Annotated in this window: 28 protein-coding genes; 6 read left to right on the forward strand and 22 right to left on the reverse strand. The window is 56.3% G+C overall.

Annotation, left to right across the window (positions count from 1 at the left end):
* Positions 1-34: 34 nt before the first annotated feature.
* The 19 genes from gloA to rpoZ form a co-directional block, all read right to left on the reverse strand.
* Positions 35-442, reverse strand: a complete 408-nt coding sequence (gene gloA / locus AC3B6F_RS14075; RefSeq protein WP_010501270.1) for a lactoylglutathione lyase — start codon at positions 440-442, stop codon at positions 35-37.
* On the reverse strand, positions 439-1,284 hold the full coding sequence (locus AC3B6F_RS14080) for an LpxI family protein (RefSeq protein ID WP_489824835.1): 846 nt from the start codon (positions 1,282-1,284) through the stop codon (positions 439-441). Before AC3B6F_RS14080 ends, gloA begins: the two co-directional genes overlap by 4 nt.
* Positions 1,285-1,286: 2 nt before the next feature.
* On the reverse strand, positions 1,287-2,144 hold the full coding sequence (gene lpxA, locus AC3B6F_RS14085; RefSeq protein WP_023945016.1) for an acyl-ACP--UDP-N-acetylglucosamine O-acyltransferase: 858 nt from the start codon (positions 2,142-2,144) through the stop codon (positions 1,287-1,289).
* Between the two features lie 4 nt (positions 2,145-2,148).
* Positions 2,149-2,667, reverse strand: coding sequence for a 3-hydroxyacyl-ACP dehydratase FabZ (gene fabZ, locus AC3B6F_RS14090; protein WP_426065859.1), 519 nt, complete (start codon positions 2,665-2,667; stop codon positions 2,149-2,151).
* Positions 2,668-2,770: 103 nt separating this feature from the next.
* Positions 2,771-3,820: a UDP-3-O-(3-hydroxymyristoyl)glucosamine N-acyltransferase gene (lpxD, locus tag AC3B6F_RS14095; RefSeq protein WP_489824836.1), complete on the reverse strand. Its 1,050-nt coding sequence runs from the start codon at positions 3,818-3,820 to the stop codon at positions 2,771-2,773.
* Between the two features lie 23 nt (positions 3,821-3,843).
* Complete coding sequence (locus AC3B6F_RS14100) at positions 3,844-4,761, reverse strand: OmpH/Skp family outer membrane protein (RefSeq protein ID WP_489824837.1); 918 nt, start codon at positions 4,759-4,761, stop codon at positions 3,844-3,846.
* Positions 4,762-4,818: 57 nt separating this feature from the next.
* Positions 4,819-7,278 carry an outer membrane protein assembly factor BamA gene (bamA, locus tag AC3B6F_RS14105; RefSeq protein ID WP_211567857.1) on the reverse strand — a complete coding sequence of 820 codons (2,460 nt, stop codon included), beginning with the start codon at positions 7,276-7,278 and terminating at the stop codon, positions 4,819-4,821.
* A gap of 169 nt (positions 7,279-7,447) precedes the next feature.
* Complete coding sequence (gene rseP, locus AC3B6F_RS14110) at positions 7,448-8,548, reverse strand: RIP metalloprotease RseP (protein WP_489824838.1); 1,101 nt, start codon at positions 8,546-8,548, stop codon at positions 7,448-7,450.
* Positions 8,541-9,764: a 1-deoxy-D-xylulose-5-phosphate reductoisomerase gene (dxr, locus tag AC3B6F_RS14115; RefSeq protein ID WP_211567495.1), complete on the reverse strand. Its 1,224-nt coding sequence runs from the start codon at positions 9,762-9,764 to the stop codon at positions 8,541-8,543. Before dxr ends, rseP begins: the two co-directional genes overlap by 8 nt.
* Complete coding sequence (locus AC3B6F_RS14120) at positions 9,757-10,605, reverse strand: phosphatidate cytidylyltransferase (protein ID WP_489824839.1); 849 nt, start codon at positions 10,603-10,605, stop codon at positions 9,757-9,759. The genes dxr and AC3B6F_RS14120 overlap by 8 nt, the downstream gene beginning before the upstream one ends.
* Positions 10,602-11,339 carry a polyprenyl diphosphate synthase gene (gene uppS, locus AC3B6F_RS14125; protein WP_489824977.1) on the reverse strand — a complete coding sequence of 246 codons (738 nt, stop codon included), beginning with the start codon at positions 11,337-11,339 and terminating at the stop codon, positions 10,602-10,604. Before uppS ends, AC3B6F_RS14120 begins: the two co-directional genes overlap by 4 nt.
* A 38-nt stretch (positions 11,340-11,377) precedes the next feature.
* A complete protein-coding gene (gene frr, locus AC3B6F_RS14130; RefSeq protein WP_023945002.1) occupies positions 11,378-11,944 on the reverse strand; it encodes a ribosome recycling factor in 567 nt (188 codons plus the stop codon).
* Between the two features lie 71 nt (positions 11,945-12,015).
* Positions 12,016-12,753: a UMP kinase gene (pyrH, locus tag AC3B6F_RS14135; RefSeq protein ID WP_010501250.1), complete on the reverse strand. Its 738-nt coding sequence runs from the start codon at positions 12,751-12,753 to the stop codon at positions 12,016-12,018.
* 128 nt (positions 12,754-12,881) lie between these two features.
* Positions 12,882-13,769, reverse strand: coding sequence for a GTPase Era (era, locus tag AC3B6F_RS14140; protein ID WP_034881121.1), 888 nt, complete (start codon positions 13,767-13,769; stop codon positions 12,882-12,884).
* 25 nt (positions 13,770-13,794) lie between these two features.
* On the reverse strand, positions 13,795-14,529 hold the full coding sequence (gene rnc / locus AC3B6F_RS14145; RefSeq protein ID WP_489824840.1) for a ribonuclease III: 735 nt from the start codon (positions 14,527-14,529) through the stop codon (positions 13,795-13,797).
* Positions 14,526-15,341, reverse strand: coding sequence for a signal peptidase I (lepB, locus tag AC3B6F_RS14150; RefSeq protein WP_489824841.1), 816 nt, complete (start codon positions 15,339-15,341; stop codon positions 14,526-14,528). Before lepB ends, rnc begins: the two co-directional genes overlap by 4 nt.
* Before the next feature lie 40 nt (positions 15,342-15,381).
* Positions 15,382-15,786, reverse strand: a complete 405-nt coding sequence (acpS, locus tag AC3B6F_RS14155) for a holo-ACP synthase (protein WP_489824842.1) — start codon at positions 15,784-15,786, stop codon at positions 15,382-15,384.
* Positions 15,787-15,790: 4 nt separating this feature from the next.
* The gene (locus tag AC3B6F_RS14160; RefSeq protein ID WP_023944993.1) at positions 15,791-18,088 is read right to left on the reverse strand and encodes a RelA/SpoT family protein; all 2,298 of its coding nucleotides are present in this window, start codon (positions 18,086-18,088) and stop codon (positions 15,791-15,793) included.
* Between the two features lie 35 nt (positions 18,089-18,123).
* Positions 18,124-18,519: a DNA-directed RNA polymerase subunit omega gene (rpoZ, locus tag AC3B6F_RS14165; RefSeq protein WP_023944991.1), complete on the reverse strand. Its 396-nt coding sequence runs from the start codon at positions 18,517-18,519 to the stop codon at positions 18,124-18,126.
* 209 nt (positions 18,520-18,728) lie between these two features.
* Here rpoZ and AC3B6F_RS14170 point away from each other — a divergent pair, with 209 nt between their 5' ends.
* The gene (locus AC3B6F_RS14170) at positions 18,729-19,331 is read left to right on the forward strand and encodes a LabA-like NYN domain-containing protein (RefSeq protein WP_426065852.1); all 603 of its coding nucleotides are present in this window, start codon (positions 18,729-18,731) and stop codon (positions 19,329-19,331) included.
* Positions 19,328-19,891 carry a uracil-DNA glycosylase family protein gene (locus AC3B6F_RS14175; RefSeq protein WP_489824843.1) on the forward strand — a complete coding sequence of 188 codons (564 nt, stop codon included), beginning with the start codon at positions 19,328-19,330 and terminating at the stop codon, positions 19,889-19,891. The genes AC3B6F_RS14170 and AC3B6F_RS14175 overlap by 4 nt, the downstream gene beginning before the upstream one ends.
* Here the strand turns inward: AC3B6F_RS14175 and msrQ are convergent.
* Together msrQ and msrP are read right to left on the reverse strand one after the other, a co-directional pair.
* Positions 19,863-20,471 (reverse strand): protein-methionine-sulfoxide reductase heme-binding subunit MsrQ, encoded by a 609-nt coding sequence (msrQ, locus tag AC3B6F_RS14180; RefSeq protein WP_489824978.1) that lies wholly within the window; start codon positions 20,469-20,471, stop codon positions 19,863-19,865. The two genes, AC3B6F_RS14175 and msrQ, sit on opposite strands and share 29 nt — an antisense overlap.
* A gap of 7 nt (positions 20,472-20,478) precedes the next feature.
* Positions 20,479-21,423: a protein-methionine-sulfoxide reductase catalytic subunit MsrP gene (msrP, locus tag AC3B6F_RS14185; protein WP_489824844.1), complete on the reverse strand. Its 945-nt coding sequence runs from the start codon at positions 21,421-21,423 to the stop codon at positions 20,479-20,481.
* Positions 21,424-21,502: 79 nt separating this feature from the next.
* Here msrP and AC3B6F_RS14190 point away from each other — a divergent pair, with 79 nt between their 5' ends.
* Positions 21,503-22,375, forward strand: a complete 873-nt coding sequence (locus tag AC3B6F_RS14190) for an NAD(P)-dependent oxidoreductase (RefSeq protein ID WP_061929180.1) — start codon at positions 21,503-21,505, stop codon at positions 22,373-22,375.
* Between the two features lie 72 nt (positions 22,376-22,447).
* Positions 22,448-23,056 carry a superoxide dismutase gene (locus AC3B6F_RS14195; protein ID WP_489824845.1) on the forward strand — a complete coding sequence of 203 codons (609 nt, stop codon included), beginning with the start codon at positions 22,448-22,450 and terminating at the stop codon, positions 23,054-23,056.
* Between the two features lie 95 nt (positions 23,057-23,151).
* Here AC3B6F_RS14195 and yajC read toward each other — a convergent pair whose 3' ends face one another.
* Entirely contained in the window at positions 23,152-23,496 is a 345-nt protein-coding gene (gene yajC, locus AC3B6F_RS14200; protein ID WP_062503609.1) for a preprotein translocase subunit YajC, read from the reverse strand.
* A gap of 104 nt (positions 23,497-23,600) precedes the next feature.
* Between yajC and AC3B6F_RS14205 the strand changes: the two genes are divergently transcribed.
* Both AC3B6F_RS14205 and AC3B6F_RS14210 read left to right on the forward strand, forming a co-directional pair.
* Entirely contained in the window at positions 23,601-24,467 is an 867-nt protein-coding gene (locus tag AC3B6F_RS14205; protein ID WP_489824846.1) for an ATP-binding protein, read from the forward strand.
* A 150-nt stretch (positions 24,468-24,617) separates the two neighbouring features.
* Positions 24,618-26,036 (forward strand): Hint domain-containing protein, encoded by a 1,419-nt coding sequence (locus AC3B6F_RS14210; RefSeq protein ID WP_489824847.1) that lies wholly within the window; start codon positions 24,618-24,620, stop codon positions 26,034-26,036.
* Positions 26,037-26,060 lie beyond the last annotated feature (24 nt).

Below are 26,060 nucleotides of genomic sequence, written 5' to 3' on the forward strand. Positions count from 1 at the left end.
GCCGAGACGATCATTCAGTCCCTGGAAAAAGCTCTCAGTCTTCTGAAGACGTCGGCTTCTTCTCGATAAGCTCAATCTTGTACCCATCCGGGTCCTGCACGAAGGCAATAATGATCGTTCCGAACTTCAGCGGCCCTGCCTCGCGCGTTACAGTGCCACCACCGGAGCGGACAGTTTCAACCAACGCCGCCACGTCGGGCACGCCAATCGCAAAGTGCCCGAACCCTGTACCGACTTCATAGTCGGCGTCCTGATCCCAGTTATAGGTCAGTTCGATTTCGGCCTGTCCGTGCTCGTTATCCGCGAATCCGATAAAGACCAGCGTATAACGCCCTTCGCGAACCTCTTTGCGACGCAGTTCCTTCATTCCCAGAAGGCTGTAGAACGCCAGACTGCGATCAATGTCCCGGATGCGGACCATCGTGTGCAGGAATGTGCTCATTTTTCTTCCTTAAGATCTTCGGTCGTCAGCCCATAAAGAAACAGCCCGTACCGGTCAGCCAAAGCCACGCAGCGATCCGGGTCTGTCAGAAGGGTTACACCAGGCTGAAACGCCACCCCACGCAATCCGTTCCGGGCAGCATTTTCAAGAGTTTCCGGACCAATCGTGGGCATATCCGCCCTCAGATCCTGTCCACTTTTAGGCATCTTGATAAGAACACCTCCGCTGCCAGCCTGCATCAACTTGCCGCAACGACCCAGCATGGCATCCGTACCTTCAAGGGCTTCAACAGCAAGCACCAGGCCGCTCTGCACCACACATCCCTGCCCGATGTCCAGCGCTGCCATCGCACGCAGAACCTGTACACCTCGCGCGATATCCTGACGGGCCTGTTCATCAGGAAGAACACGTCCAAGCGTTCCGCTCCGGCCCGTAGCATGATCCAGAAATTCATGCGCTCCGCGGACAATGAAGCCTTCTTCCCCCAGAACCCGGACAACCGCGCCCAAGAGGCCATCATCTCCCAGGAAAATGGCACGCCCCAGACGCGCAAGAATGCGAGCACCCTCTGCATCAGGTCGAAGGTCGCGCCAGGCAGGGCGCCTTACAGGACCAATCAGAACCAGTTCACGGCAACCATGTTTTTTAAGCGCCGCCAGGGTCTCGCCAACGGCTGCAAGACGAATGATCTCATGTGGATAAGGGGCCAAAAGAGCCGTATCTGCAAAATCCCGGAAGCCGACGACAAAAACCGACTTCCCTTTTTCCAGAGCAGCCGCAGCCACCTGTGCAGGCAAGGGGCCTGCCCCGGCCAGAATACCGACGCACCTTCCCCCTGGCATACTCAGGCTCCTTCGGTTTCGGACAGCCCCTCATTCCGGGCTACGCGCGTTAGTCCACGGCGGCTCGGCGCTTCCATAAAATCAAGCATTTCTGCGATGCGCTGCAAATGCCCATATTCACGGCGAACTTCTGCGATCCGGGCTTCCAGAACAACATCCGTGCTCCCGTGACGGGGATACAATGTCCGGAAAGCCCGACGCATGGCCTGCATCTCATCCGGCCCAACACCGGATCGCTTCAACCCGATCCAGTTCAAACCAACAAGACGGGCGCGGTTTCCGAGAACGCTACCATAGGGAATGACATCCATCTCGACCCCACAGACCCCACCGACAACCGCGCCACGACCGATGCGAACGAACTGATGAAGCGCAGCTGACCCCATGACCTTGGCGTCATCAGCAATTTCAACATGCCCTCCCATGACGACATTGTTCACGATGATCACGCGATCACCCAGAACACAGTCATGCGCCACATGGGCATTGGCCATGATCAGACAGGATGCACCGATCTTGGTCAGAGCGTGCCCCTGTGCCGTTCCACGATGGATCGTCACGTTTTCACGAATGACCGTGTTCGCCCCAATCTCACAAAGCGTTGGTTCGCCGGCATATTTGAGATCCTGCGGCGCCATCCCGATCGTGACGAAAGGATAAACCTCCACTCCTTCGCGAAGGGTGGTATGACCATCGACGATAACCGAAGCATGCAGGTGCACACCGTCGCCAAGCGTCACATGAGGTCCAACCATACACCACGGACCAATACGGACGTTATCTCCAATCCGCGCACGCTCATCGACAAGAGCGGTCGCATGGATCTCGGCACTCTCGGATCGTTTTCCTGCAATCTGCATCAGTTCAGCCCATGATCATGGCACTGAAGGTTGCCTCTGCAACGGCAACGCCGTCAACACGGGCAATACCCTTGAACTTCCAGACATTCGCCCTGGAACGCTCCTTGACCACCTCAATGCGAAGCTGATCACCTGGCCCCACAGGACGGCGGAACTTAGCCCCCTCAATGGTCATGAAATACACCAGCTTGCCTTCAAAAGCCTTGCCGAGCGTCAAAACAACCAGCGTTGCTGCCGTTTGGGCCATGGCTTCGATGATCAGAACGCCTGGCATCACCGGATGGGAGGGGAAATGTCCTTGAAAGAAAGGTTCATTCACCGTGACATTCTTGATGCCAACCGCAGATTCACCTGCCTTGATTTCCTGCATCTTGTCGATCAGGAGGAAAGGATAGCGATGAGGGATCGCCTGCATGATCTGCAGAATGTCGATGCTCTCGGGAACCTGATGTGTTCCTGATGCCCCTTCTGCCGGGGTCGTCTTTTCAGCCGGAGCGTCCACTCGATGCATCTTCTTCACCATAACCCTTTCGGGGGAAATCTTGTCAGTTTTCTGCTCTCCGAGCAGTACGATGGGCCTCCCTTAGCAAAACTGGCCAAAGGATACCATCCATCGCCCGTTCAGGTCAGTCAGAGCTCTTCTTGGAGAGCTTCCGCAACGTCGCCACGTTCCGGAAAAACTCACGGAACGGCATGGCCGGACTGCCAATGACATCCGCCCCTGCATCAACATCGGACATAACGCCGCACTGCGCGCCGACGCGGGCCTTATCCCCAATCTTGATATGACCAATCAGGCCCGCCTGGGCAGCAATCGTCACAAAATCACCAAGCTCGGTGGAACCGGAAATACCAGCCTGTGAAACCACAATACAGCATCGACCCAACTGGGCATTGTGACCAATCTGCACCAGATTATCGATCCGCGTCCCTGCTCCAATAACCGTGTCCCGCATGGACCCCCGGTCAATGGTGGAGTTGGCACCGATTTCGACATCGTCTCCGATCACGACCAACCCAAGCTGAGGAACAGTTTCGAAGCCTTCCGGACCGACAGCGAAGCCAAAACCGTCCTGCCCAATACGGGCACCTGGATACAACGTCACCCGATGACCAACACGCGCATGTGTCAAACTGACATGACTGCCAATCCTGCAGCGCTCACCAACCTCAACGCTTCGTCCAATCAGAGTATGCGCCCCGATCAGACTTCCACTGCCAATCTTAGCGCCATCTTCAACAACGGCAAACGGCCCGATCTCAACATTATCGCCGATCTCAGCCTTCTCGCTCACATAAGCCGAAGGATGCCGAACACCGGTCGAAGACGGGGCTGGATGAAACGCTGCTGCAATTCGCGCCCAGGCAAGATAAGGCGTCTTGCAGACCAAACCAGCGGTCCGGGCTGGCAGCTTGTCAGCAAAAGCCGGAGCAAGAATAACTGCACCAGCCTTCGTATTTTCCAGTAACGGCAAATAACGCCGGTTATCCAGAAAACTGACATCTTCAGGCCCTGCAACATGCAGAGGGGCGACACCACGAAACAATGTGGTCTCATCCTGTCCTTCTGCAGCGGGACGCACATCGCTTCCAGACACTTCCGCCAGACGGGCGAGCCCAAAAGGCCCGGCCCTCAGGAAAAAGCGCTCGTCGCCCGGACGGGTCTCGGTAGACATCGTATCACCCACAGGCTCAAACCTCAGTGATGTTGACGCAGAACAGACTCAGGCTGCGCCGGTGCTGCAGCAGCTGGAGCCTGCTCAGGCCCTTGCGGACTACGCTGCTCGTCAGCCGTGGTGGGCATCTTGCCAGACTTTGCAAGCTGCTCCGGATCAACGCCCTCACCCGGAATAAAGACATGCGGCAGCGTTTTATTCAGCTGGTTCGCAACTTCTTCCGTGATGTCCTGCTCGCCAACATGCAACACAACCTGTTCTGCATGCAGAACAAGATTCATGTTATGCGCACCAGCAACAGCCGCAATAATGCCATTGCCCTGCTCAAGCTCGCGCTCGATCTGGTGGAAAGCGACCTGGGCGGCTTCCTGAATAATGCGGGCCTGATTGCCGAAATCGCGCTGATCCTTGGCGCGACGCTCCTGCAAGTGACGCTCCCGAAGCTGGATCTGATCCGCCGTCAGGGTACGGGCCTCGGACTGCAGCTTCTGCTGCTCTCCACGCCAGGCCCCTTCTTCGCGCTGCACAGCCTGAGCCAGCTTGTCACGACGTGTACCCAGAACCTGCTGGATTTCCTGTGCCGCAGAGGACATCTGCATGACAGCCTGAACATTGATCACACCAATAATCGCTGCTGGCGGCGGAGCAGCCTTGGCAACTGTCGGCGGATTCGGAATCGGCGGCAGAGGCAGAACCGGCGGCGCCTGCTGCGCATTCGGAGCCCCCTGGTCTTCTTCAGCCGGGGCTTCTGCTGCAACTGGTACGCTGCGACGAGGCGCAGGCCGCGCAGCCGGAGCAGAAGCCTCCGGATGAGCAGCCTTCGGAACAAACCAGCCACCATTATTGGCAGACTGAGCGTGAGCGGACGGAGCAACGGCAAGGATCGTCGCCGCCAGAAGCGCACCGGCTGAAACCGGGCGCATCAGGGAATGAAGGGTCATGACCACCTCTGGAGAAGGGGATAGAATTGCGTGAGTCTTGAAATCAGGCACGCAGTCTTAGAACTGCTGCCCGAAGCCAAAGCGCAGCGGGTAAAGGCGATCGCCCTTTTCCTTACGCAGCGGAATAGCACCGTCGATGTTCACGAGACCGAATGGACTTTTCCAGGAAATACCAAGACCCGTAGAAACACGCGGGATCATGGTGTCGCCCGTAATCGGGGTATATTCATACCCAGCCTGATTTCTACGTGAATAATCCGTATATTTATTTTTCACTCGAATACTCGAGAGACTGCCAGCATCAACAAAATAACGCCCGGAAATACCTAAATCGTCTCCCATTGGCATTGGGAAATTCAACTGTGCAGACGCCGTGTACATAAAGCGACCGCCCAATAGATCTTCCTGTCCGGCGGTCGGAAGATAGGTGGCACACTTACCGTCCGCCTTGGCTACGCAGATATGACCTGATCTGGGACCGACACCACCCTGCAAGAAGCCTCTCAGATTTTCACCGCCCAAGTAGAAGTTATCGATGATGTTGCGACTACCGGTGTCGCTCCAGTCTCCCATGTAACCAACACCTCCCTTGAACTGAAGGGTCCAGTCATGGCTCCCCGTCAAACGATCAAGAGGCAGATAGTAGGCACCATCAGCTTTGAAACGATAATATTTGGCATTTCCGCCCAGGCCAGCGAAATCTCCTCCAACCTTCATCATGTACCCTTCATGCGGGTTCATGCGACGGTCACGTCGGTCATAAGTCAACGACGTGCTGATCTGCGAAAGCACAGACCATCCGGCTGACTGCTGGACATAGATAGACGGGACGTAAGCCCATAGCTGCGAGTCTGCAGCGACGGACGCAGCATCATAGAAGTTACCAACCTGACGATCAACCAGTGTGTAGCTGAAAGACTGCGAAAGATAGCGGTTATACGCATATCCAAGACGCAGACTCATACCATACTGAGACTCTTTATAGCTCTGATATGTCTGGTAATTGTTCTGGATGAAGTAGAAGTCAGCACCAGCAACAAGGTTACGGTTCAGGAAGTACGGGTCCGTAATGGAGATGTCAGCCTGCTTCTCGTAATAGGCAACCGTTCCGGAAATACCGGCGTCTATACCCGTTCCCAGCATGTTATGCTGCTTGATCGAGGCATTACCCAGCACACCAACGTCCGTTGAGTAACCGCCGCCCAGCGAGAATTCGCCCGTCGGCTTTTCAACCACATTCGCTGCAACGTTGACGCGATCAGGCGCAGAACCCTGCGTCTGATCCACTGAGACCGTGCTGAAATACCCAAGATCCTGCAAAGCCAGTTTGGAGTACTTCTTGTCAAACGGGGTGTACGGGTCGCCCTCAGCCATCGGCAGGTTACGGCGAATCACGTTATCACGCGTGATGGTATTGCCGTTGATGTCGATGCGCTCGACATACACATGCGGGCCTTCAGTCACGTCAAAGAGCAGATCCACAATCCGTTTCTCAGGATTACGGGCAATTTCAGAACGCACCATGGCGAAGGGATGCCCCTGCGCCTGCAGCCATTCCTGCATGTCTGTCGTGTTGTGCTGGATCGCAGTGCCATCATAAATCTGATGCTTGAACAACTGGATCTTGGGTCGCACCATTTCAGGCGTCACATGACGTACGTTGGAGCGAACATCCATCTTGCCGATACGGTACTGATCGCCTTCATGGATGGTGAACGTCACATAGAAAGACTTGTGATCAGGAGAAAGCTCTCCCGTCGCGTCCACCATATGGAAATCAACATATCCATTATGCAGATAGAAGCGGCGCAGCAACTCAGCATCGTACTTGATGCGTTCAGGATTATATTCATCCGAAGAGGAGAAGAACCGGTACCAGGCATTTTCCTTGGAGGAAATCACCTGTGCCAGACGCGCTTCACTGAACGCATGGTTGCCCACAAACACAATTTTGTGGATCAGCGTCTGCTGGGCCTCATTAATTTTGAAGACCACATCCACACGGTTGTGTGACAGCTTGATGATCTGTGGCGTAACCGTCGCACCGAAGCGCGCTTTTCCAGCATACTGGTTCAGGATCTTCTGACGGTCGGCAGCTGTGGTCTGGGACGAGAAAACAGCGCGGGGACGAAGGCTGATTTCTTTGCGGAGATCTTCGTCCTTCAGCGCATGATTACCCTCAAAGACAATCCGGTTGACGATAGGATTCTCAACCAGATTGACCAGAAGCGTGTTGCCATCACGATGAAGCGTGACGTCCTTGAACAGGCCGGTCGCATAAAGCGACTTCAGAGACCGGTCGAGATCATCCTGGTTAAAAGAATCCCCCGGCTGGGCGACCATGTAAGACAGGACCGTGCTGGTTTCGATACGCGTGTTGCCAGAGACCGTAATGGCCTGGATCACGTTGTTGCCTGAGGCTGCACCGGATGTCTGGTGCTGACGTACAGAGCGGGCCTCCGCCACGCCGAGGGCGGTCGGGAGAAGACATGCAGATGCAAGCAGCATCAGACGCATGTTCGGGGACCGGGAACCTCTTGACCGTGATCCTGACAAACCGGTTTTCCTTGTAAACAGATTTTTCGCATGCGCGTGAGACGATACGCCATTGGCGGAGGTATCCGAAAATCCCCCCACCATGCAAGATCTCCCTTCACTCACGAAGAGTTACGGGTCGTATCCCAACCTAGCTTCCCGTGTGAAACATCCAGTGGAACAACCCGATATTTGTCAGGTCATTCACCGTGGAAAAGAGGAAAAGTGCGCCGATAAGTGCCATTCCGACCTGCATGCTGACCTCTTGTACCCGCCGTGAAACAGGCCGTCCCTTGATAGCCTCAACGGCATAAAAGATCAGTCGTCCGCCATCCAAAACCGGGATTGGAAACAGGTTGATAAGGCCCAGATTGATAGACAGGAGCGCCATAAACGACACGATGCTCGCCATGCCGTAGCTGGCAACCTGACCAGACATCTGTGCGATTCGAATCGTTCCACCAAGTTCTTTCGGACTGCGCTGCCCGGAAAGGATCTGCCACACACCCTGCAACGTGCGCACAGACATCGTCCATGTTTCCTGCACGCCCATCACAACCGCCTTGACCGGTGAAACAGGATGCCCAGGAGAAGCAGCAAAACCCACGCCCAGCACGCCAGTGGCATGGGAGCCACCTTTCACGGCACCGATCGTGACCGGCAACGTCAGATCTACCCCATTACGACGAATTCCAAGAGTTGTCGTATCGTTTGGATGAGACGCGACAGTCCCCATCACATCTTCCGGACCAGCAATGGAAAGCGAGCCGATACGCGTGATCACATCACCCGTTTTTACCCCAGCCTTTTCCGCGGCACTCCCAGCAACGACCTGAGAAATATCATTCCGAAGTTCGGGCTTTCCAACCGTTGCAAACAGAAGCGTGAAGGCAACAATCGCAAACAGAAAATTGAAAACCGGCCCCATGACAATCACCAGAGCCCGTGAGCCCACGGGTTTATCGTGGAATGTCCGCCCCGGAATCCAGGCTGCTTTCTGCTCGTCTGTCGCGTCGTCCGGCCCTTCAAACCCATGCGGTTTGACATATCCTCCCAGCGGAATAGCGCTCAAACGCCATTCCGTTCCAGACTTGTCATACCAACGCCGCAGAGCTGGCCCGAAACCGATAGAAAACGTCTCGACCTTCACACCCCGCCAGCGTGCAGCGAGGTAGTGTCCCAACTCGTGAATGAAAACCAGAATGCCCAGGATCAGAACATAGGCAATAATGGTGCGCAGAAGATCATGCATGCAGGGCGTTCTCGCTCACTGTATTCCGCAGACGACCGCTCTCCCGAAGGATATGCTCCTCGGCAAGCGCACGCCCGCGAGCGTCCCATTCCAGAACTTCGTCCAGCGTCGTCAACTCAGGGTTTTCGGTCATGGCCTGAAGGGCACTGTCGATCGTCTCACCAATACCAAGAAATCCGATCCGACGGTTCAAAAAAGCATCAACGGCAATTTCATTCGCCGCTGAGAAAACAGCCGGAGCCGCCCCTCCTGCCCGCAGAACCTGTCGTGCCAGCCGGAGTGGAACAAACCGAACTTCATCCGGGGCTTCGAAATCAAGACGCCCGAACGCCGCCAGATCCAACCTCTGACACGGCGTTTCCATACGCTGCGGCCACGCAAGAGTGTGCGCGATGGGAATACGCATATCGGCGGAGCCCATCTGGGCCACCAGACTGCCATCCCGGAACTGTACCAGCCCATGCACCACTGACTGCGGGTGCACCAGCACATCAATCCGGTCTTCCGTCAGGCCAAACAGACGGGCAGCCTCAATGACTTCAAGGCCCTTGTTCGCCATTGACGCAGAATCAATCGTGATCTTGGCACCCATTGTCCAGGTCGGGTGCTTCAGCGCCTTCTCCGGGGTCGCGGCGCGCATGTCTTCAAGGGAAGACTGACGGAACGGGCCACCAGAAGCCGTCAGAACAATTTTCTCGACGGTGCTCATGTCACATCCGCCGAGCGCCTGAGCAATCGCATTATGCTCGGAATCGACTGGCAGCAGCGTCGCGCCAGCCTCACCGACAGCGCGAAGCATGACATCACCAGCGCAGACAAGTGCCTCCTTGTTCGCCAGTGCAATCGCATGACCATTGCGGGCGGCAGCAAGCGTGGGCTCAAGTCCGGCGGCACCGGTAATTGCGGCCATGGTCCAGTCCGCTTCCATGGCACCTGCTTCAATAACCGCCTGACGGCCAGCAGCCGTCCGGATACCACTTCCAGCAAGCCGGGACTTCAATTCCTCATGCAGACCTTCATCATGAATGACGGCAATCTCCGCACGCAGTTCGCGTGCCTGCTCCGCTAGAAGCGCAACATTGCGACCACCAACCAGCGCACGAACCTCGATATCTCCAGCCATGCGCTTCAGCAGATCAACCGTTGACGTGCCGATACTGCCCGTACTGCCAAGAACACTGATCCGGCGAGGCTTGGCCACAGAACCGTCAGTCATGAGAAGAGCTCCCCTGAGGAATGGTATGATGTGCAGACCCGCCAACCAGATCCGCAGGAGTGACAGACCAGAACACCTGTCCAAAGGCTGCCAGAGACAAGAGAGCGGCTAACGGAGCCGCAGCGAGAAGGCCGTCAAACCGGTCCAGCAAACCGCCATGACCTGGAATGAGTACGCCGGAATCCTTGACGCCAAGACGACGCTTGGCCGCACTTTCGATCAAATCGCCGCCTTGGGAGAAAACACCCAAAACAGCGCCCCAAACCAGACCACCAGCAACAAATCCCAGATCCGACAGCCACGCCACAACGCCGCCCGCCAGAGAAGCTCCCACGAGCCCCCCGATTGCCCCTGAACGTGTTTTCCCCGGTGAGATGGAAGGGGCCAGCTTGGGGCCACCAAAAATACGACCCGACAGATAAGCGAAACTATCACTGGCGATCACAACGCACAGCACGAACAGAACGCTCTCGAAACCGGCTGGAAGGTGCCGCAGCCAAAGCAATGAAAGACCACCCAGAATGGACACAATGACCGGGATGCAGGCAGGCACACCAAATATAAGGCTTGGCCAGACCATCCAGAACGCACCACTCCATTCCCCTCGCAGGGCAGCAACACCTGAAACAAGCGGCCAGCACAGAAGAAGTATCCCTCGCCAGGTCGGCAATGGCTGACGGATCAGGGTTTCCCCTTCCCACACCAACCCGAACATCGCGAGCAAGATAAGAGCATTGTAAATTATGCCGCCCTGCCAGAGACAGATCCCCGCGACAGCAATCAGAACAACAGCTGACGATAGCCGCAGCTTCAGATCAGACCAGCGCGACGAAGCACTCATGCCGGACGACCACCAAAGCGCCTTTTACGGCCAGCAAAATGAGACAAGGCTTGCACAAACTCAGCTTCACCAAAATCAGGCCACAGAACATCCATGAAAACTAATTCAGCGTAAGCACTCTGCCAGAGGAGGAAATTGGAGAGCCGACATTCCCCACTCGTTCTGATCACCAGATCAGGATCCGGCATGTCTGACGTTTGCAGAACACCAGCCAATCGCTCTTCCGTAATATCCGAAGGCGACAACTCGCCTTTTGCGACTTGCTCGGCAAGCCTTCTGGCCGCCTGCGCAATATCCGCGCGACCGCCATAGGAAAGCGCCAGCGTCAGCGTCAGCGTCTTGTTATTGATTGTCTTGGCTTCAGCCCTTTGCAGTTCTTCGCGCAGAGCTCCTTCAAAACGCTCCGGCTCGCCAATCACTTTCAGACGCACTCCCTGCTCGTGGAGTTCGTTGAGCTTGTGGCGAAGATAAAAGCGCAGAAGGGACGTCAGGTCACCAATCTCTTCTGCAGACCGACGCCAGTTCTCCGAAGAGAATGCATAAAGCGTTAGATAACGCACACCTTGACGGATAGCGGATTTGACACAGCCCTGCACGGACTCCGCCCCTTTCCGGTGCCCGGCCAAAACCGGCAGACTGCGCGAACGCGCCCACCGGCCATTACCGTCCATGATCATGGCGACATGCACAGGGATTGTCCCCCTCTCTCCATGAGAGGACAAAGGGGCAACCATACTGGATTTAGGTACGGATCCGATCGTCAAGAGAAAGGTCAGACCTGCTTGATCTCACGCTCTTTGTCCGCGAGCGTGTCATCGACTTTCTTGACGTACTGATCCGTCAGCTTCTGAATGGAGTCAGACCAGGTCTTCAGATCATCCTGGCTGATTTCACCTTTCTTTTCGAGCGCTTTTGTCTGCTCCATTCCATCACGGCGCACGCCACGAATGGCAATCTTGCCATTTTCCGCATAGCGGTTGGCCGCACGAGCCAGTTCGTTACGACGCTCTTCTGTCAGCACGGGGATGGGCACACGAATGGTCTGCCCATCCGCAGACGGATTAAGACCAAGGCCGCTATCACGGATCGCGCGCTCAACGGCGCCCACAACCGTGCGATCCCAAACGGAAACCGTCAGCATCCGTGCTTCAGGGACCGCAATGGAACCAACCTGGGACAGCGGAACTTCCGAACCATAAGCCTCAACACGCACCGGCTCCAGCAGGTTCGGGCTCGCCCGCCCCGAACGCAGGCCGGAGAGGTCACGACGCAGACTCTCGATCGCACCGTCCATACGGCGCGTAAGATCATCCAACAGGTCTTTCAGGTCAGCAGGCATAAGCTGTTCCTTTGCAAAATCGACGTAAGGTTCAGGAGACTATCCTGAAAGGTTCGTTGAAAATGAGGCTTTCAGCCAGCCTCAATGACTCGCGTAAAGCGGCCTTCACCACGCACAACGGTGGCAAATGCGCCCGGAGCATGCATGTTAAAGACCACAATCGGCAATTTATTTTCACGGGCAAGGCTGATGGCCGCCGCATCCATGACATTCAGCTGCCGGGCCAGCACGTCCATGTAGGTCAACTGATCATAACGCACGGCATCCGGATTGCGACGCGGATCATCGGAATAAATTCCGTCCACCTGCGTTCCCTTGAACAGCGCGTCACATTCCATTTCGTTGGCGCGGAGAGCAGCAGCCGTATCGGTCGTGAAGAACGGATTGCCCGTTCCCGCAGCGAAAATGACGACACGCCCCTTTTCCATGTGACGGACCGCACGGCGACGGATGTAAGGCTCGGCAATCGCCGCCATCTGAATCGCCGTCATGACGCGCGTTTCAAGACCCTGACGCTCCAGACCATTCTGAAGCATCAGTGCATTGATGACTGTCGCCAGCATACCGGCATAATCACCCTGCGCACGGTCCATGCCGCGCGCCGCTGCGGACAGGCCGCGGAAAATGTTACCACCACCGACAACCAGACACACCTGCACGCCGGATGCCACAACGGCAGCAATGTCGGCAGCAACCATATCCACCATTTCCGGGTCCACTCCACCGGAGCCCTTGCCCATCAGTGCCTCACCGGACACCTTGAGCAGGACGCGCTTGTAGGAGGGGCTTTCTTCTCGTTTGTCGGTCATCGTGCCCGTCTCTTGCTGGATTGTGGTAACTTTGCGCCTGTTCATACAGGCGCATACGGCTGGGAACAAGCGATGTCAGAAGCGGAGATGTCACAAGGCATCCTCCGCCCTCAGACAGACACCTGTTTTTATTCTTCCAGACCGATCGCTCTCAGGCGGGCCTTTTCTTCATCCCACCCTGCACGCTCCTTCACGTTCAGGAAAAGATGACAGGTCCGCTCCAGAAGACCCTGGAGCTCCTGACGCGCGCGCGCACCGATCGACTTGATCTTGTGGCCGCCCTCTCCGATCAGAATGGCTTTATGGCCCGGACGGGACACATAGATCGTCACTTCAATACGAACCGAACCATCGGGCCGCTCTTTGAAGCTCTCGGTCTCCACCGTCGCCTGATAGGGAATTTCCTCATGCGTCTGCATGAAAATCTGTTCCCGCACCAGCTCTGCGGCTAACAGGCGGTCTGGCAGATCCGTCAGATCGTCTTCCGGGTAAAGATAAGGCCCTTCCGGCAACTCACGCGCCAGATGGTTCATCAGATCTTCAACACCATCGCCGGAACGCGCGCTCAGCATGAACACATGCTCAACAGTCAGCAAACCGCTGACCTCCTGCGTGAGAGGCAGAAGCTCTTCTGCACTCACCAGATCTGTCTTGTTCAAAACAAGCCAGATCTTCTTATTACCCTCAGCCAGCTTGGCGATGATCTCCCGGACGTCTTCGCGCAGACCCGCTTTCGCATCGATCAGCAGAAGCGTGAGATCAGCATCCTGCGACCCCGTCCAGGCGGCGTTCACCATCGCCCGATCCAGACGACGACGCGGCTTGAAGATGCCCGGCAGATCAACGAGAATAATCTGCGCATCCTGATGAACCACAATTCCCAGCGTCCGAAAGCGCGTTGTCTGCGCCTTGGGGCTGACAATGGAGAGCTTCGCTCCGGCAATCCGATTCAGCAGAGTGGATTTTCCAGCATTCGGCGCCCCGACAAGGGCAACGAAACCGCAGCGTGTGGTCATGTTCCTATCCTTTTCCACATGCGTCTCACGACGCTACGTCTTGGCCAAGAAGTCTCAGAAGATCAATTGCAGCGGCACTTTCCGCCACGCGCTTGCTTCCTGCCTCACCGTGTCCCGTCAGACCGCGGGCCTGAACAGCAACACGAAAGACCGGCGCATGAGACGGCCCTTCAGCAGCAAGAAGCTCATATTTCGGGAGCGGCAACCCTTGCGACAGAAGGTATTCCTGCAGCAGGGTCTTCGGCTCCTTGTGAGGACGGGCCTGATTGTCAATCCGGCTTCCCCACTGCTTGCGAACAACCTGCCGTGCAGGCTCCAGCCCGGCATCCAGATAGAGCGCCCCCAGAAGAGCTTCCATGGCGTCCGCGCGAATACTGGACAGACGCCGAATGCCCGCTGCCTCTTCATGAGGGGAAATTCTCAATGCCGAGGACAGTCTGATATCGTCAGCAATCTCAGCCAGAACAGGGCGCGACACCAGATGCGCGTGCCTCGGACCAAGCGCCCCTTCCTGCTCCATCGGGTATTGCTCAAAAAGCCATTCCGCCATCAGAAGACCCAGAACACGATCCCCGATAAATTCAAGCCGCTCGTTCGAACCCGTTCCTTTAGGCCCTTGAGCACGTTTCCCCCTGCGAGGATCACGCCCACTCACAGCCGACCGATGCGTCAAAGCCTCCAGAAGCAGATCCCGGTTTTCAAACTGATGACCAAGCGCCTGCTCCATGGCCTCCATGGCCTCTTCCTGTGACAGCTTCATGTGACAGGATGCAGAAAGCGATTCCAGCGGATCTCGACCGGCCAGTACCAGAACTGCCATGCCGGATGCTTCAGATCGATCGAGAACAGGACCATGGGCGCACGACCGACGAGGTTCTGCATCGGAACATAGCCAAGGTCGTCCGGTCCATCGCCCTGAAAACGGCTGTCAGCACTATCATCCCGGTCATCACCCATCGCAAAGAAATATCCCTGCGGCACAACGTATTCAGGCGTATCGTTGGCAAAACCTTCATCGGTCAGCTTCAGGATCTCATGATCGACAGCCGGGCGACCCGCACTCCCTGGCAAACTCTCACGATATCGCTCTCCGCTCAGCAGACGGTTGTTCTCGTCCAGAACTTCATAATGCCCTAGAGACGTGCGGGGCACCTCAATTCCGTTCAGGAAGAGTTTGCCGCCCGTCATCTGGATATGATCGCCCGGCAGACCAACAATCCGCTTGATGTAATCAATGGACGTGTTCTGCGTGTAGCGGAAGACAGCCACATCCCCGCGATGCGGCTCCGATCCCATCACCCGACCATTGAACAGGTTCGGCGAAAACGGGAATGAAAACCGGGAATAGCCGTAACTGAACTTCGAGACGTAAACGAAGTCCCCGATTTGCAAAGTCGGGATCATGGAACCAGACGGAATATTGAATGGTTCGAACACCAGAGAACGCACAGCCACCACTGTCAGCACCATCAGGGCGAGCCAGCGCACGCTTTCTCCCAGAGATTCTTCACGGGCTACTGGCTTCGCGCCAGCCTTCTCTGAACCCTTCACGGGGCTTTTCTCCTGAGTCATGAGACGCTCTTAACGCAGCTTGCCCGCAATGGCGAGCGCTTCAAACCTTAACAGACTGAATGAGCACCTGCGCCAGCGCAAAGGGAGGATCATCCGTCAGGCTGACAAGCACATCTGCCCGACAGCCTTCCGGCGTCAAACGCTCCAGCGCAGAGCGGGCACCACCCGACAAAACAAGCCTTGGCGCTCCCTTGTCATCATTCAGCACGCCAATATCCTGAAGCTGCACGCCGTCAGCAACACCCGTCCCCAACGCCTTGACGCAAGCTTCCTTTGCCGCCCAGCGCTTTGCATAACTTCCCATTCGCGCCGCGCCTGACAAACGCTCTGCATGAGCACGTTCAGCTTCCGTGAAGACCCGGGCCAGAAAACGGGCACCAAACCTGTCAATGCTCCGTTCGATCCGGGAAATCATGCACAGGTCCGTCCCCATGCCCAAAATCACGCCTTCACCCCTTCGCGCGCTCGACCTGCATAACTCCCACCGCCGTCCGGAAAGCCGCAATAAGCGAGGAGAGATGCCTCAGATCACGCACCTCAAGATCAACCAGAATTTCCATGAAATCGAGCTGGCGGTTAACGATCTTCAAATTGACGACGCTGCCATTATGCTTGGCTGCCGTATTGGTCAGCGTTGCGAGAACCTCTGGCTCATTGGCGGCAATTACGGAGAGCCGCGCGGTATAAGGGACTGCGTCCTTACGGCGACTCAGAGCCTCATAATCCCAATCAACCTCAATGAAGCGTTCTGGCGTATCCGCAAAACTTGAAAGGTTCTGACAGCCACGACGATGGATGGTCACCCCTTTGCTCTGGGCAATGATCCCAACAATCGGATCTCCCGGCAACGGACGGCAGCATCCGGCAAAACTGGTGGCGATTCCTGTTCCGATCCCAGTAAGGATATTGGTGGACTGTACTGGCGCCGGCTTTGCCGACCCATGCCCTGCCCCCAGCAGAAGTGACTGACCAAAACGCGGAGACAGCCCAGGCACCATCCGTGGCGCACGACTGGTCTGCCTCAGATCAGGATAGGCCGTGTTGACCACGTCTTTCGGCCCGATCTGACCATTGCCAACAGCAACATACAGATCTTCAACAGACGCCTGCCGCAGCTCCTTCAGGATGCCATCCAGCACCTTTTCGGAACCGTCCACACCTTCCTGACGGAACGCCTTGGCGATAGCCGCACGTCCATTGTCCACATGAACCTGACGCTGCTGGGCGGCAACAAAACGCCGCACGCGCGCACGCGCCTTGCCCGTGACAACAAACCGCTCCCAGGAAGGAGACGGCGTGCCACCACGAGCCGTCATGATCTCAACCTGATCGCCGTTCTGAAGCTCGTGGCGCAGCGGCATCAGCCGCCCGTTCACCTTCGCCCCAACACAGGTGTCACCAACCTGGCTATGGACCGCGTAAGCAAAATCGACGGGCGTTGCCCCACGCGGCAGGGAAATCAGCTGCCCCTTCGGCGTGAAGCAGAAAACCTGATCCTGATAGAGTTCAAGCTTGGTATTTTCGAGAAATTCGTCCGGAGCCTGACTGTCTTCCAGAATCTCCAGAAGATCCTGAACCCAGCGCAACTTGCGGCTACCAGCCCCAAAAGCAGACGACAACGCAGCGGCTTCACGCTCACTGGGTGTAGCATTTTCCTTGTAAGCCCAATGCGACGCCACGCCGTTTTCGGCAAGGTCATGCATTTCCGCTGTACGAATCTGGACTTCAATTTTCTGGTTACGGGGATGCCGCAGCGTTACCCCCGTATGAAGGCTCTGATAACCGTTGGCCTTCGGGGTAGAAATGTAATCCTTGAAACGCCCGGCGATCATTGGATAGGCACCATGAATCGCCCCAAGCGCCATATAACAGGCGTCCCGGGTCGGAACGAGCAGACGGAACGCCATGATGTCCGAAAGCTGCTCGAACGCCACATTCCGGCGCTGCATTTTTTCCCAGATGGAAAAAGGTGACTTTTCGCGGCCGGTGACTTCCACCTTGTCGAGACCGGCTTCCGCACACAGGCCAATCAGCTCTTTGCGGATATGCTCGATGATATCGGCACCCTGCCCGCGAAGGAAGTTCAGTCGCGCCCGAATGGTCGCGTCAGCTTCCGGCTCAAGCTGGGCAAAGGAAAGATTCTGAAGCTCTGTCTTAACCCGATCCATACCAATGCGCTCTGCCAGAGGCGCATAGATATCCATGGTCTCACGGGCAATACGCTGTCGCCGGTCCAGTCTCTGGACATAATGCAACGTACGCATGTTGTGCAGACGATCGGCAAGCTTGACGATCAGGACGCGGATATCCCGCGACATGGCCAGCACGAGCTTGCGGAAGTTTTCTGCCTGCTTCGTCCGATCTGACTGAAGCTCAAGCCGCGTAAGCTTGGTCACGCCATCAACCAGAGACGCAACATCCTCGCCAAAACGGTTCTTCAAAGATGCACAGGAAACCCCTGTGTCTTCCACGGTGTCATGCAGCAGCCCGACAATTATGGACGTCGTATCCATCCGAAAGCCGGCAAGGATGTTGGCTACCGCAATAGGGTGAGTGATGTAGGCGTCGCCATTATCCCGGCGCTGCTCATTGTGAGCATCGGCTGCCAGATCATAGGCGGCCTCAACACGGGAAAGATCAGCGGTCGGATCGTAACTTTCGATCCGACGGAGCAGTCCACTGATGGAAGGTTTGAAATCTCCCGTTGCGACAGCGGTCCGCTCAACAGGAGGAGATGCGTCAGGCATGATGCACGCTCCTCTTTGTCAGGATAGCAGGAAAATCAGCGACGACCCCGGCCACCCAGCTCTGCTTCGATGGCAGCAGCTTCGTCAGAAGACATATGCTCGGCCATGTGAGCATGCTCTTCTTCAGAAGACACGTCCTGCAGACCAAAAATATTCTGGTCGGTCGGGATGATGTCCATGACCTCTTCGTCTACTGGCTCCGGCTCAGGCGCACGAGCCAGCGAGCGGATGATTCCATCGCGCAGACCTGTAAGGCTCAGCTTGTCTTCAGCAATTTCACGCAGCGCGACAACGGGGTTCTTGTCGTTGTCACGGTCAAGCAGCATTTCCTCGCCACGAGACAGAGCACGAGCACGCTGGGCAGCCAGCAGAACCAGCTCGAAACGGTTTGGAACCTTTTCGATGCAATCTTCGACGGTTACACGCGCCATACGACTGGCCCCCTTCGGGTAAAACTACAAAAAATGGATACAAGAAGAAACTGGCATTAGCACGCTGATCGTGGCAATGCAACGCGTGCCCGCTTTTCTGCCATAATCACAATGAAAACTTAAGTGTCTCCCAGATCGTTTGACCTGTTCATGGCAGGGCCATCGCACCTCCCCGTGAGGAAGATCATTTTACAATCAGGAATATCATAATGCTTCTGCGTCAGAACGAACGCACCGCTCTCTTCATTGATGGCGCCAGCCTTCATCATGCTGCACGCAACCTCGGATTTGAAGTCGACTTTCGCAGCCTTCGCTCCCTGTTTGAAAGCCAGTGCCAGTTTCAGCGTGCTTTCTATTATGCAGCCATGCCTGAAACGGACGACTACTCCCCCCTCCGCCCCCTGACCGACTGGCTCGCCTATAATGGCTTCCATCTCATTCTAAAAAATGCCCGCGAGTTTACGGATCCTTCAGGAAGACGTCGTATCAAGGGGAATATGGATGTCGAACTCACCGTTGATCTGCTCGAACAGTCATCAAGGCTGGATCATGCCGTCATCATCAGCGGTGATTCCGACCTGCGTCGCGCCGTCGAAGCTGCGCAAAGTCGCGGTGTACGCGTAACCGTCATTTCCTCGATGCGGTCAACGCCCCCCATGATCGGGGACGATCTGCGCAGACAGGCTGACCGCTTTGTGGAACTGGCCGATATCGCCCCGTCCTTCACGCGCCGCCAGTCGGAGCAACGGACACGTCAGGCTCCCGTTCGTCATCCAGCAGACCTCAACAGTGACGAGACCAGCGATACATGACTCCCCAGGCTTCTACCGGATCAACCGCACAACTAGGTGCACACCTCCTTCCGGAAACAGAGGCAGATCCGCGCGGCCTCGGCCCCCTGTCTGCCGAGCTCCTGATCATCTGCCTTGATCCGACAGAAGCCACCCAGACACTTGCCCCGCTCCTGGAGCAACATGCCATCGTCTTTACCCCGGATGAGAACGCTCTCCTCATCCGGGGGCGCATTACCGGCGTGACAGCATCACTGCCAACAGATGGCATCCCCCAGCCAGATGAGCTTGAAGCCTGTAGCGCAGCACTCTGCCGCGAACTGCAGACCATGACGCAACTCCGCCTGGTTCTGGTTCTGGGCGTCAGCGCCCACATCACAGCCCTCGGAGCCTGCGGCATCCCCCTGACCCGCCTGGACTTCAGACCCGGCGACATCACGCGCCTTCCTGACGGCCTCCTGCTGGCAGATGCCTGCCACCTTCCGTCAGATCCCCTCAGCAGCGACCTTCTTGCTCAACGCAAACAGACCCTCCTGTCACTGATCCCGAAGATCAAGGCCGCCCTGCGACCCTCTGTCTGATGCTACTCCAGACCAAAGGCCCTCTTGCGACCAGCACGAGACCGAGCAAACCCAGATAAAGTGCGCTTGTCCTGTTCAGTGTCTTGAACGACAGGAAAAAATGAATGCCGGCCAGAACGGCTGCACCGTAAACAAGACGGTGTAGTCGCTTCCAGCCGCGCTTCAGGCGCACCATCGACCAGCGGTTGGACGTCAGCGCCAAAGGAAGCAGCAATGCCAGTGCTGCCATCCCAAGAATAATAAAGGGACGATGCGTCAGGTCCCGCCCGAAAATCCTGATATCGAACTGAAGATCCAGCGCCACATAAGCAGCCAGATGCAAGACGGCATAGAAAAAAGCCAGCAAACCTGTCAGCCGACGAAACCGCAAAAGATTGAAGCGGACCATCCGCTGAAGAGGAGCCAATGCCAGACAGATCAGCAGAAAACGAAAGGCCCACAGACCAAGTGAGCGCTCAAAGACATTGACCGGATCTGCCCCCAGCCCTCCGTTCTGCCCCTGCCAAACCAGCCATAGCGCCGGAAGCAGGCCAAGCGGATAGAGAATGACAGCCCACTGTCGGCGGACAAATCCATACATTCCACCTCTAGAAATTGTCATGCAGGTTCATGCCCCGATACAGGTCTGCCACCTGCTCCTCATATCCATTAAACATCAGAGTGGGCTGACGCTTCGTGCCAAAAAGCGTTTTGGAACCGATGACACGCTCACTGGCCTGGCTCCATCGCGGATGATCCACCTGCGGATTCACATTGGCATAAAACCCATACTCCTCTGGCGCGAGGCGGTTCCATGTTGTCGGAGGCTGCTTATCCGTCAGCCGAATACGCTGAATGGACTTGATACCCTTGAACCCATATTTCCACGGGACAACCAGCCGGATCGGCGCCCCATTCTGGTTGGGCAGGCTTTCTCCATAAATCCCGACTGCAAGAAGCGTCAGCGGATTCATGGCTTCATCCAGCCGAAGCCCCTCCACATAAGGCCACGAGATCCCGGAAAACGCACTGCTCTGTCCCGGCATTTCAGACGGACGCACAACACTTTCAAACGCCACATATTTCGCAGCGCTGTCCGGCTCCGCAGCTTGAAGGAGCTTGGCAAGTGGTATCCCGTCCCACGGAATAACCATGGACCAAGCCTCGACACAGCGCATCCGGTAAATCCGCTCTTCAATATCAGGGGACTTCAACAGGGCCTCCACATCCAGACGCTGCGGCTTTTTCACCATCCCGCCAATTTCAAGCGTCCACGGTAACGGGTGAAAGTCGCTGGAATGGGAGACCGGATCATCCTTCTCCATCCCGAATTCGTAGAAGTTATTATAGCCTGTCACGAATTCTTCAGGCGTCGGGGTTAACCCGCCGGAATATGGACCCGGATGCGTTTTCAGAGCTTCTGCACGCGCAGAACCAGTCAGTGCAGCCGTCAGACCCAGAGCCCCAGCCCCGAGGAGTCCCCGACGTGAAAGATAAACATCTTTCGGTGTGATGTCCGACGGCATCGGACGTGGATAGCGGAAAATCGCCATGATCAATTTCCGATCTGGATGAAACTCTGGCAGCCATAGTGCGTGAGTTTGTTCAACGCATAGTAAGGAGCCTGTTTGCATGTCCGATATGAAAATCGGTTTTATTGGCTATGGCGCAATGGCGCGCCTCATGGGCGCCAACCTGAGACGCGCCGGATACTCCGTCGTGGCCTTCGCTCCCTCAGGCGGCAAAGATGAGACCGAAATGCTCCCTACTCCGCGCGCCATCGCCGAAGCCGCGGATGTCATTATCCTCTGCGTCCCGAACGACGCTGCTGAAAACCAGTCCCTGAATGGCGAAAACGGAATGTTGGCCGGGATCTCGGCTGGAAAGCTTGTTCTGGACACATCCACCGTTTCGCCCGAACAAGCCCTCGCACTGGCCAAAACAGGCGCCGAACACGGCTTCATCGTGCTGGAAGCCCCAATGTCCGGCAGCACACCAGAGGCTGAAAAAGGCGAACTGGTCATGCTGGCCGGTGGAGACGCCGAAACCCTCGAACGCGCAAAACCGATTCTCGACGTCATCGGAAAGCTGACGATTCACGCCGGGCCAATAGGTTCAGCAGCGCGCCTCAAGCTCGTCATCAACGGCATCATGGGCGCAACCCTGAATGTTGTGGCGGAAGGCGTCAGCTTCGGTCTTTCTGCTGGCCTGGACCGAGAGGTTCTGTTTGATGCCCTTCAGCAGGTTGCGGTCATCAGCCCCCATCACAAGCGCAAACTGAAAATGGCGCAGGACAAGTCTTTCCCGTCCCAGTTCCCAACGCGCCTGATGTCCAAGGACATGGGGCTGCTGATGGATGCAGGACGGAAAGCCGGAGCTTTCATGCCCGCCATGGCGATAGCAGATCAGGCTCTGGCTCTTTCGAACCGTCGTCATGCCGATGAGGATTACTCAGCCCTGCTCGGCGCGATGGAACACAGCGTTGCCAACACGCCTCATAAATGAGATCGGTTGTGTCAGCGGTCGGTCTTCGTTCCTGAAAAACCGACCCCTTCATTTTTGCCAAGGAGTAACATCATGGCCTTCGAACTGCCTTCACTGCCCTACGCCGCCAACGCGCTCGCAGGCGCTGGCATGTGCCAGGAGACCCTGGAACTTCACCACGGCAAGCATCATCAGGCCTATGTCACAGCTCTGAACGGCTTCGTCGAAAGCAAGCCGGAACTGGCTGGCAAGTCTCTTGAAGAGATCATCGCATTCTCTCATGGCAAGCCTGACATTGCTCCGGTCTTCAACAATGCCGGCCAGCACTGGAACCATATCCTGTTCTGGAAGAACCTGTCCCCGACAGGCGGCAAGCTGCCAACAGCACTTGAAAAGAAGATCGCGGAAGACTTCGGTTCCGTTGATGCTTTCAAGACCGCCTTCAAGCAGGCTGCCACAACGCAGTTCGGTTCCGGCTGGGCCTGGCTCGTGCTCGACAAGTCCGGCAAGCTTGCCGTGACGAAGACGGCCAACGGCTCCAACCCGCTCGCCGAAGGCCAGGGCAAGGCCCTTCTCGGCCTCGACGTCTGGGAGCACGCCTACTACCTCGACTTCCGCAACCGTCGTCCGGACTACATCACGAACTATCTGGACAAGCTGGCGAACTATGAGTTTGCAGAAGCTGAACTGAAGTCTGCCTGAGTTTTTAAGGCCGTAATTTTTCAGACAGCCTGAAAACGGATAACGCCCCGACCGGTCTCCCGGCGGGGCGTTTTTCTTTGTACCCTACGGCCCAATCAGGAGTCGTTTGCCGCCTTGTCGCGAGACACGATGTTCGTGATCGTGCTGCGAACGATCTTCACGCGAACGCCCTGAGCAATTTCAACATCAACTTCATCGCTCCCTTCGCGGGTTGCCTGCACGACACCAACGATACCGCCAGCCGTCACGATCTTGTCACCACGACGCAAACCGCCCTGCTCTTCACGGAGCTTGCGCTGACGCTGCTGCTGCGGACGGATCAGCAGAAAATAGAAAACCACGAAGATGAAGATCATCGGGGCGAACTGAAGCACCGTCGGGTTCGCGAGGAGCCCGCCGCCATCGGCGGCCTGTGCGGAAGAAATGAACAGACTGCTCATGGAATATTGGTCCAGTCTTGAGTGAAACGTGCGGGGACCATATCGTCCGGAGTTTCCCCGTCAAGGACGGGCGTTTCCTTCATTCCTGACACAAAGCGAATTCCATGACCGATCACGCCCTGCTCAGCGTCCTTGAACGTATTGCAGACAGCCTTGAGCGCATGAGCCCCAAGCCGCCGAGTGCCGATATCCTAAAACATCATGATGCGTTCATCTGGCAGGCCGCGATGGGAACGCTGGCTCCTGTCGCGAAAGTTTCCGGCGTGTCGCTCTCCCTACTTCGGGGCATTGAACGGCAGATCTCTCAGGTCATGACGAATACACGTCATTTCGCAGAGGGCTTCACGGCCAACAACGTGATGCTCTGGGGCGCACGCGGTATGGGCAAATCGTCGTTGGTCAAAGCCTCGATTGCCACGGTAAACGCCGAGCAGCGCGCCAAGGGAAAGCCCACGCTTGCGCTCATCGAAATCCAGCGTGACGAACTTTCCACCCTGCCAAAACTTCTGGCCGTTCTGCGCACGACGGATCGTCGTTGCATTCTTTTCTGCGACGACCTCTCCTTCGAAAGCCAGGACGCTGACTACAAATCCCTCAAATCCGTTCTGGATGGCGGCATCGGCGGCCGCCCGGACAATGTTCTTGTCTATGCAACCTCGAACCGTCGCCACCTCATGCCGCGCGACATGATCGAGAACGAAACCGGGAGCGCCATCAACCCCTCCGAAGCCATTGAGGAAAAAGTCTCTCTTTCAGACCGTTTTGGCCTCTGGATCGGCCTCTATGGTGCCAGCCAGGACGAGTATCTGGATATCGTTCAGACCTACGCCACTGTTCGGAAACTTCCCATTTCCCCGGAAGATCTGCGCAGGAAAGCCCTTCAGTGGGCTCTCACACGAGGAAGCCGCTCCGGCCGTGTCGCGGCCCAGTTCATCGACGATCTTAGCGCAGAACTCGGCACCCATTTCTGAACCAGATTTCACGCCCGACAACCACAGAAGATCGAACCCGATTGGCGGTATAAAAAGGTTATTTTGGAAACACCGCCAATTATTTGTTTCTTTATTCCTGTCACCATTTTATAGGTTAGCATAATACGAACATTTCAAAGGATGACTGACATGGCACCCCGTCAGGTCATAAAGAACGGAACCTATACCCTGACCCTTGCTGACCTAAGCAGCAGCGGTCAGGTTTCTAACGTTTTTTCAGATGTTACAGTTACAGTAAGCGGAATGACCCTGTCCTTTACGACTAACGGGACATCTTATTCTTATACTTACGACTATTCCTGGGGATCAACGTCCCTGAACGAAATCATCGCAGGAAATGGGCATGGCGGTTATTACATAATAACCACATCCAAGAGCAATATTGGAACATCTTACAGCTACAGCTATAGTTCCAACACATCAAAAAATCAGTGGAATGTAACGAACAACGGAAAGAAATACACTCTCAATCAGGACTCCACGATGTCCTCTTCAGGAAGCTTCGATCCATGCTTCTTGGCCGGAACTCTCATTCAGACCCCCAACGGCCTGGTAGCAGTTGAAGATCTGAAAATTGGAGATGTTCTTTCCATCACCCTCCCGAACGGTACGGCAGCAACCCGGAAAGTCATCTGGGCCGGATCAAACCGGAAGCAGACTTTCCCGTGGCAGCATGATGATGAAGCTGGCTATCCCGTCCGGATCCTGAAAAACGCAATTTCTGAAGGCGTTCCGTTTAAGGACCTTCTGGTAACCGCCGAGCACTGCCTCTTCCTGAACGGGCATTTCATCCCGGCACGCATGCTGGTGAACGGTCGTTCCATTTCCTACGACCGCTCGATTACCTCTTATGACTATTACCATGTCGAAACTGAGGATCACGCGATCATCACGGCTGACGGCGTACAGACAGAGACATACCTCAACACCGGTAACCGCAGCATGTTCAGCCAAAGCGGCACAGTGGTCAGCCTGACGAGTCCAGCCAAAAGCTGGGAAGCAGATGCGGCGGTTCCTCTCACGACAGACCGCGCCATTGTCGAGCCCATCTTCCGGGAGATCGAAGCCCGGGCTGAGCACGTTGCCCCTCACACAGAAGCCCCACAGACTGTTCTGACATCCGATTCAGACCTGCACCTTCTGTGCGACAACGGGTGCACGCTCCGCCCGGTAAAGACTGAAATGGGCAAGGTTGAGTTCCTGCTTCCAGCAGGGGTTCGAGCCATTCAGATCATGTCTCGTGCCAGCCGCCCTTCAGACGTGGTGGGGCCCTTCCTGGATGATCGCCGTACACTTGGCGTGCCTGTTGGAAACGTCACGATCTCAAATGCCAAAGGCACACAACAGATCACATCCCACCAGACTGCTGTACCGCTCGCCGGTTGGTATCCTACAGATGCGTCCCGCTACCGCTGGACGGCAGGAAGCGCCTGGCTTTCCCTTGACGAACGCACCGAGGACGGCATGGCCGTGCTGAGCATGGAAATCGCTGGCTCAGGTCCGTATGTCGTATCCGTAGAGGAAGCTCAGACCGCACTCCGCGCCTGACCGGCCCAGAACTCACAAAAAAAG

It is taken from the genome of Gluconobacter sp. ESL1110, assembly GCF_058107395.1.

Excerpts from the sequence above, each read along its gene's own strand:
- lepB (WP_489824841.1), bottom strand. The coding sequence starts at position 15,341 with ATGACTCAGGAGAAAAGCCCCGTGAAGGGTTCAGAGAAGGCTGGCGCG.
- AC3B6F_RS14190 (WP_061929180.1), top strand. The coding sequence starts at position 21,503 with ATGTCCGATATGAAAATCGGTTTTATTGGCTATGGCGCAATGGCGCGC.
- rnc (WP_489824840.1), bottom strand. The coding sequence starts at position 14,529 with ATGAAGCTGTCACAGGAAGAGGCCATGGAGGCCATGGAGCAGGCGCTT.
- yajC (WP_062503609.1), bottom strand. The coding sequence starts at position 23,496 with ATGAGCAGTCTGTTCATTTCTTCCGCACAGGCCGCCGATGGCGGCGGG.
- msrQ (WP_489824978.1), bottom strand. The coding sequence starts at position 20,471 with ATGTATGGATTTGTCCGCCGACAGTGGGCTGTCATTCTCTATCCGCTT.
- pyrH (WP_010501250.1), bottom strand. The coding sequence starts at position 12,753 with ATGACCGACAAACGAGAAGAAAGCCCCTCCTACAAGCGCGTCCTGCTC.
- AC3B6F_RS14120 (WP_489824839.1), bottom strand. The coding sequence starts at position 10,605 with ATGAGTGCTTCGTCGCGCTGGTCTGATCTGAAGCTGCGGCTATCGTCA.
- bamA (WP_211567857.1), bottom strand. The coding sequence starts at position 7,278 with ATGCGTCTGATGCTGCTTGCATCTGCATGTCTTCTCCCGACCGCCCTC.
- msrP (WP_489824844.1), bottom strand. The coding sequence starts at position 21,423 with ATGGCGATTTTCCGCTATCCACGTCCGATGCCGTCGGACATCACACCG.
- frr (WP_023945002.1), bottom strand. The coding sequence starts at position 11,944 with ATGCCTGCTGACCTGAAAGACCTGTTGGATGATCTTACGCGCCGTATG.
- AC3B6F_RS14205 (WP_489824846.1), top strand. The coding sequence starts at position 23,601 with ATGACCGATCACGCCCTGCTCAGCGTCCTTGAACGTATTGCAGACAGC.
- AC3B6F_RS14195 (WP_489824845.1), top strand. The coding sequence starts at position 22,448 with ATGGCCTTCGAACTGCCTTCACTGCCCTACGCCGCCAACGCGCTCGCA.
- rseP (WP_489824838.1), bottom strand. The coding sequence starts at position 8,548 with ATGCATGATCTTCTGCGCACCATTATTGCCTATGTTCTGATCCTGGGC.
- fabZ (WP_426065859.1), bottom strand. The coding sequence starts at position 2,667 with ATGGTGAAGAAGATGCATCGAGTGGACGCTCCGGCTGAAAAGACGACC.
- era (WP_034881121.1), bottom strand. The coding sequence starts at position 13,769 with ATGACCACACGCTGCGGTTTCGTTGCCCTTGTCGGGGCGCCGAATGCT.
- AC3B6F_RS14175 (WP_489824843.1), top strand. The coding sequence starts at position 19,328 with ATGACTCCCCAGGCTTCTACCGGATCAACCGCACAACTAGGTGCACAC.
- rpoZ (WP_023944991.1), bottom strand. The coding sequence starts at position 18,519 with ATGGCGCGTGTAACCGTCGAAGATTGCATCGAAAAGGTTCCAAACCGT.
- lpxD (WP_489824836.1), bottom strand. The coding sequence starts at position 3,820 with ATGTCTACCGAGACCCGTCCGGGCGACGAGCGCTTTTTCCTGAGGGCC.
- AC3B6F_RS14170 (WP_426065852.1), top strand. The coding sequence starts at position 18,729 with ATGCTTCTGCGTCAGAACGAACGCACCGCTCTCTTCATTGATGGCGCC.
- uppS (WP_489824977.1), bottom strand. The coding sequence starts at position 11,339 with ATGGTTGCCCCTTTGTCCTCTCATGGAGAGAGGGGGACAATCCCTGTG.
- lpxA (WP_023945016.1), bottom strand. The coding sequence starts at position 2,144 with ATGCAGATTGCAGGAAAACGATCCGAGAGTGCCGAGATCCATGCGACC.
- gloA (WP_010501270.1), bottom strand. The coding sequence starts at position 442 with ATGAGCACATTCCTGCACACGATGGTCCGCATCCGGGACATTGATCGC.
- AC3B6F_RS14160 (WP_023944993.1), bottom strand. The coding sequence starts at position 18,088 with ATGCCTGACGCATCTCCTCCTGTTGAGCGGACCGCTGTCGCAACGGGA.
- AC3B6F_RS14100 (WP_489824837.1), bottom strand. The coding sequence starts at position 4,761 with ATGACCCTTCATTCCCTGATGCGCCCGGTTTCAGCCGGTGCGCTTCTG.
- AC3B6F_RS14080 (WP_489824835.1), bottom strand. The coding sequence starts at position 1,284 with ATGCCAGGGGGAAGGTGCGTCGGTATTCTGGCCGGGGCAGGCCCCTTG.
- AC3B6F_RS14210 (WP_489824847.1), top strand. The coding sequence starts at position 24,618 with ATGGCACCCCGTCAGGTCATAAAGAACGGAACCTATACCCTGACCCTT.
- dxr (WP_211567495.1), bottom strand. The coding sequence starts at position 9,764 with ATGACTGACGGTTCTGTGGCCAAGCCTCGCCGGATCAGTGTTCTTGGC.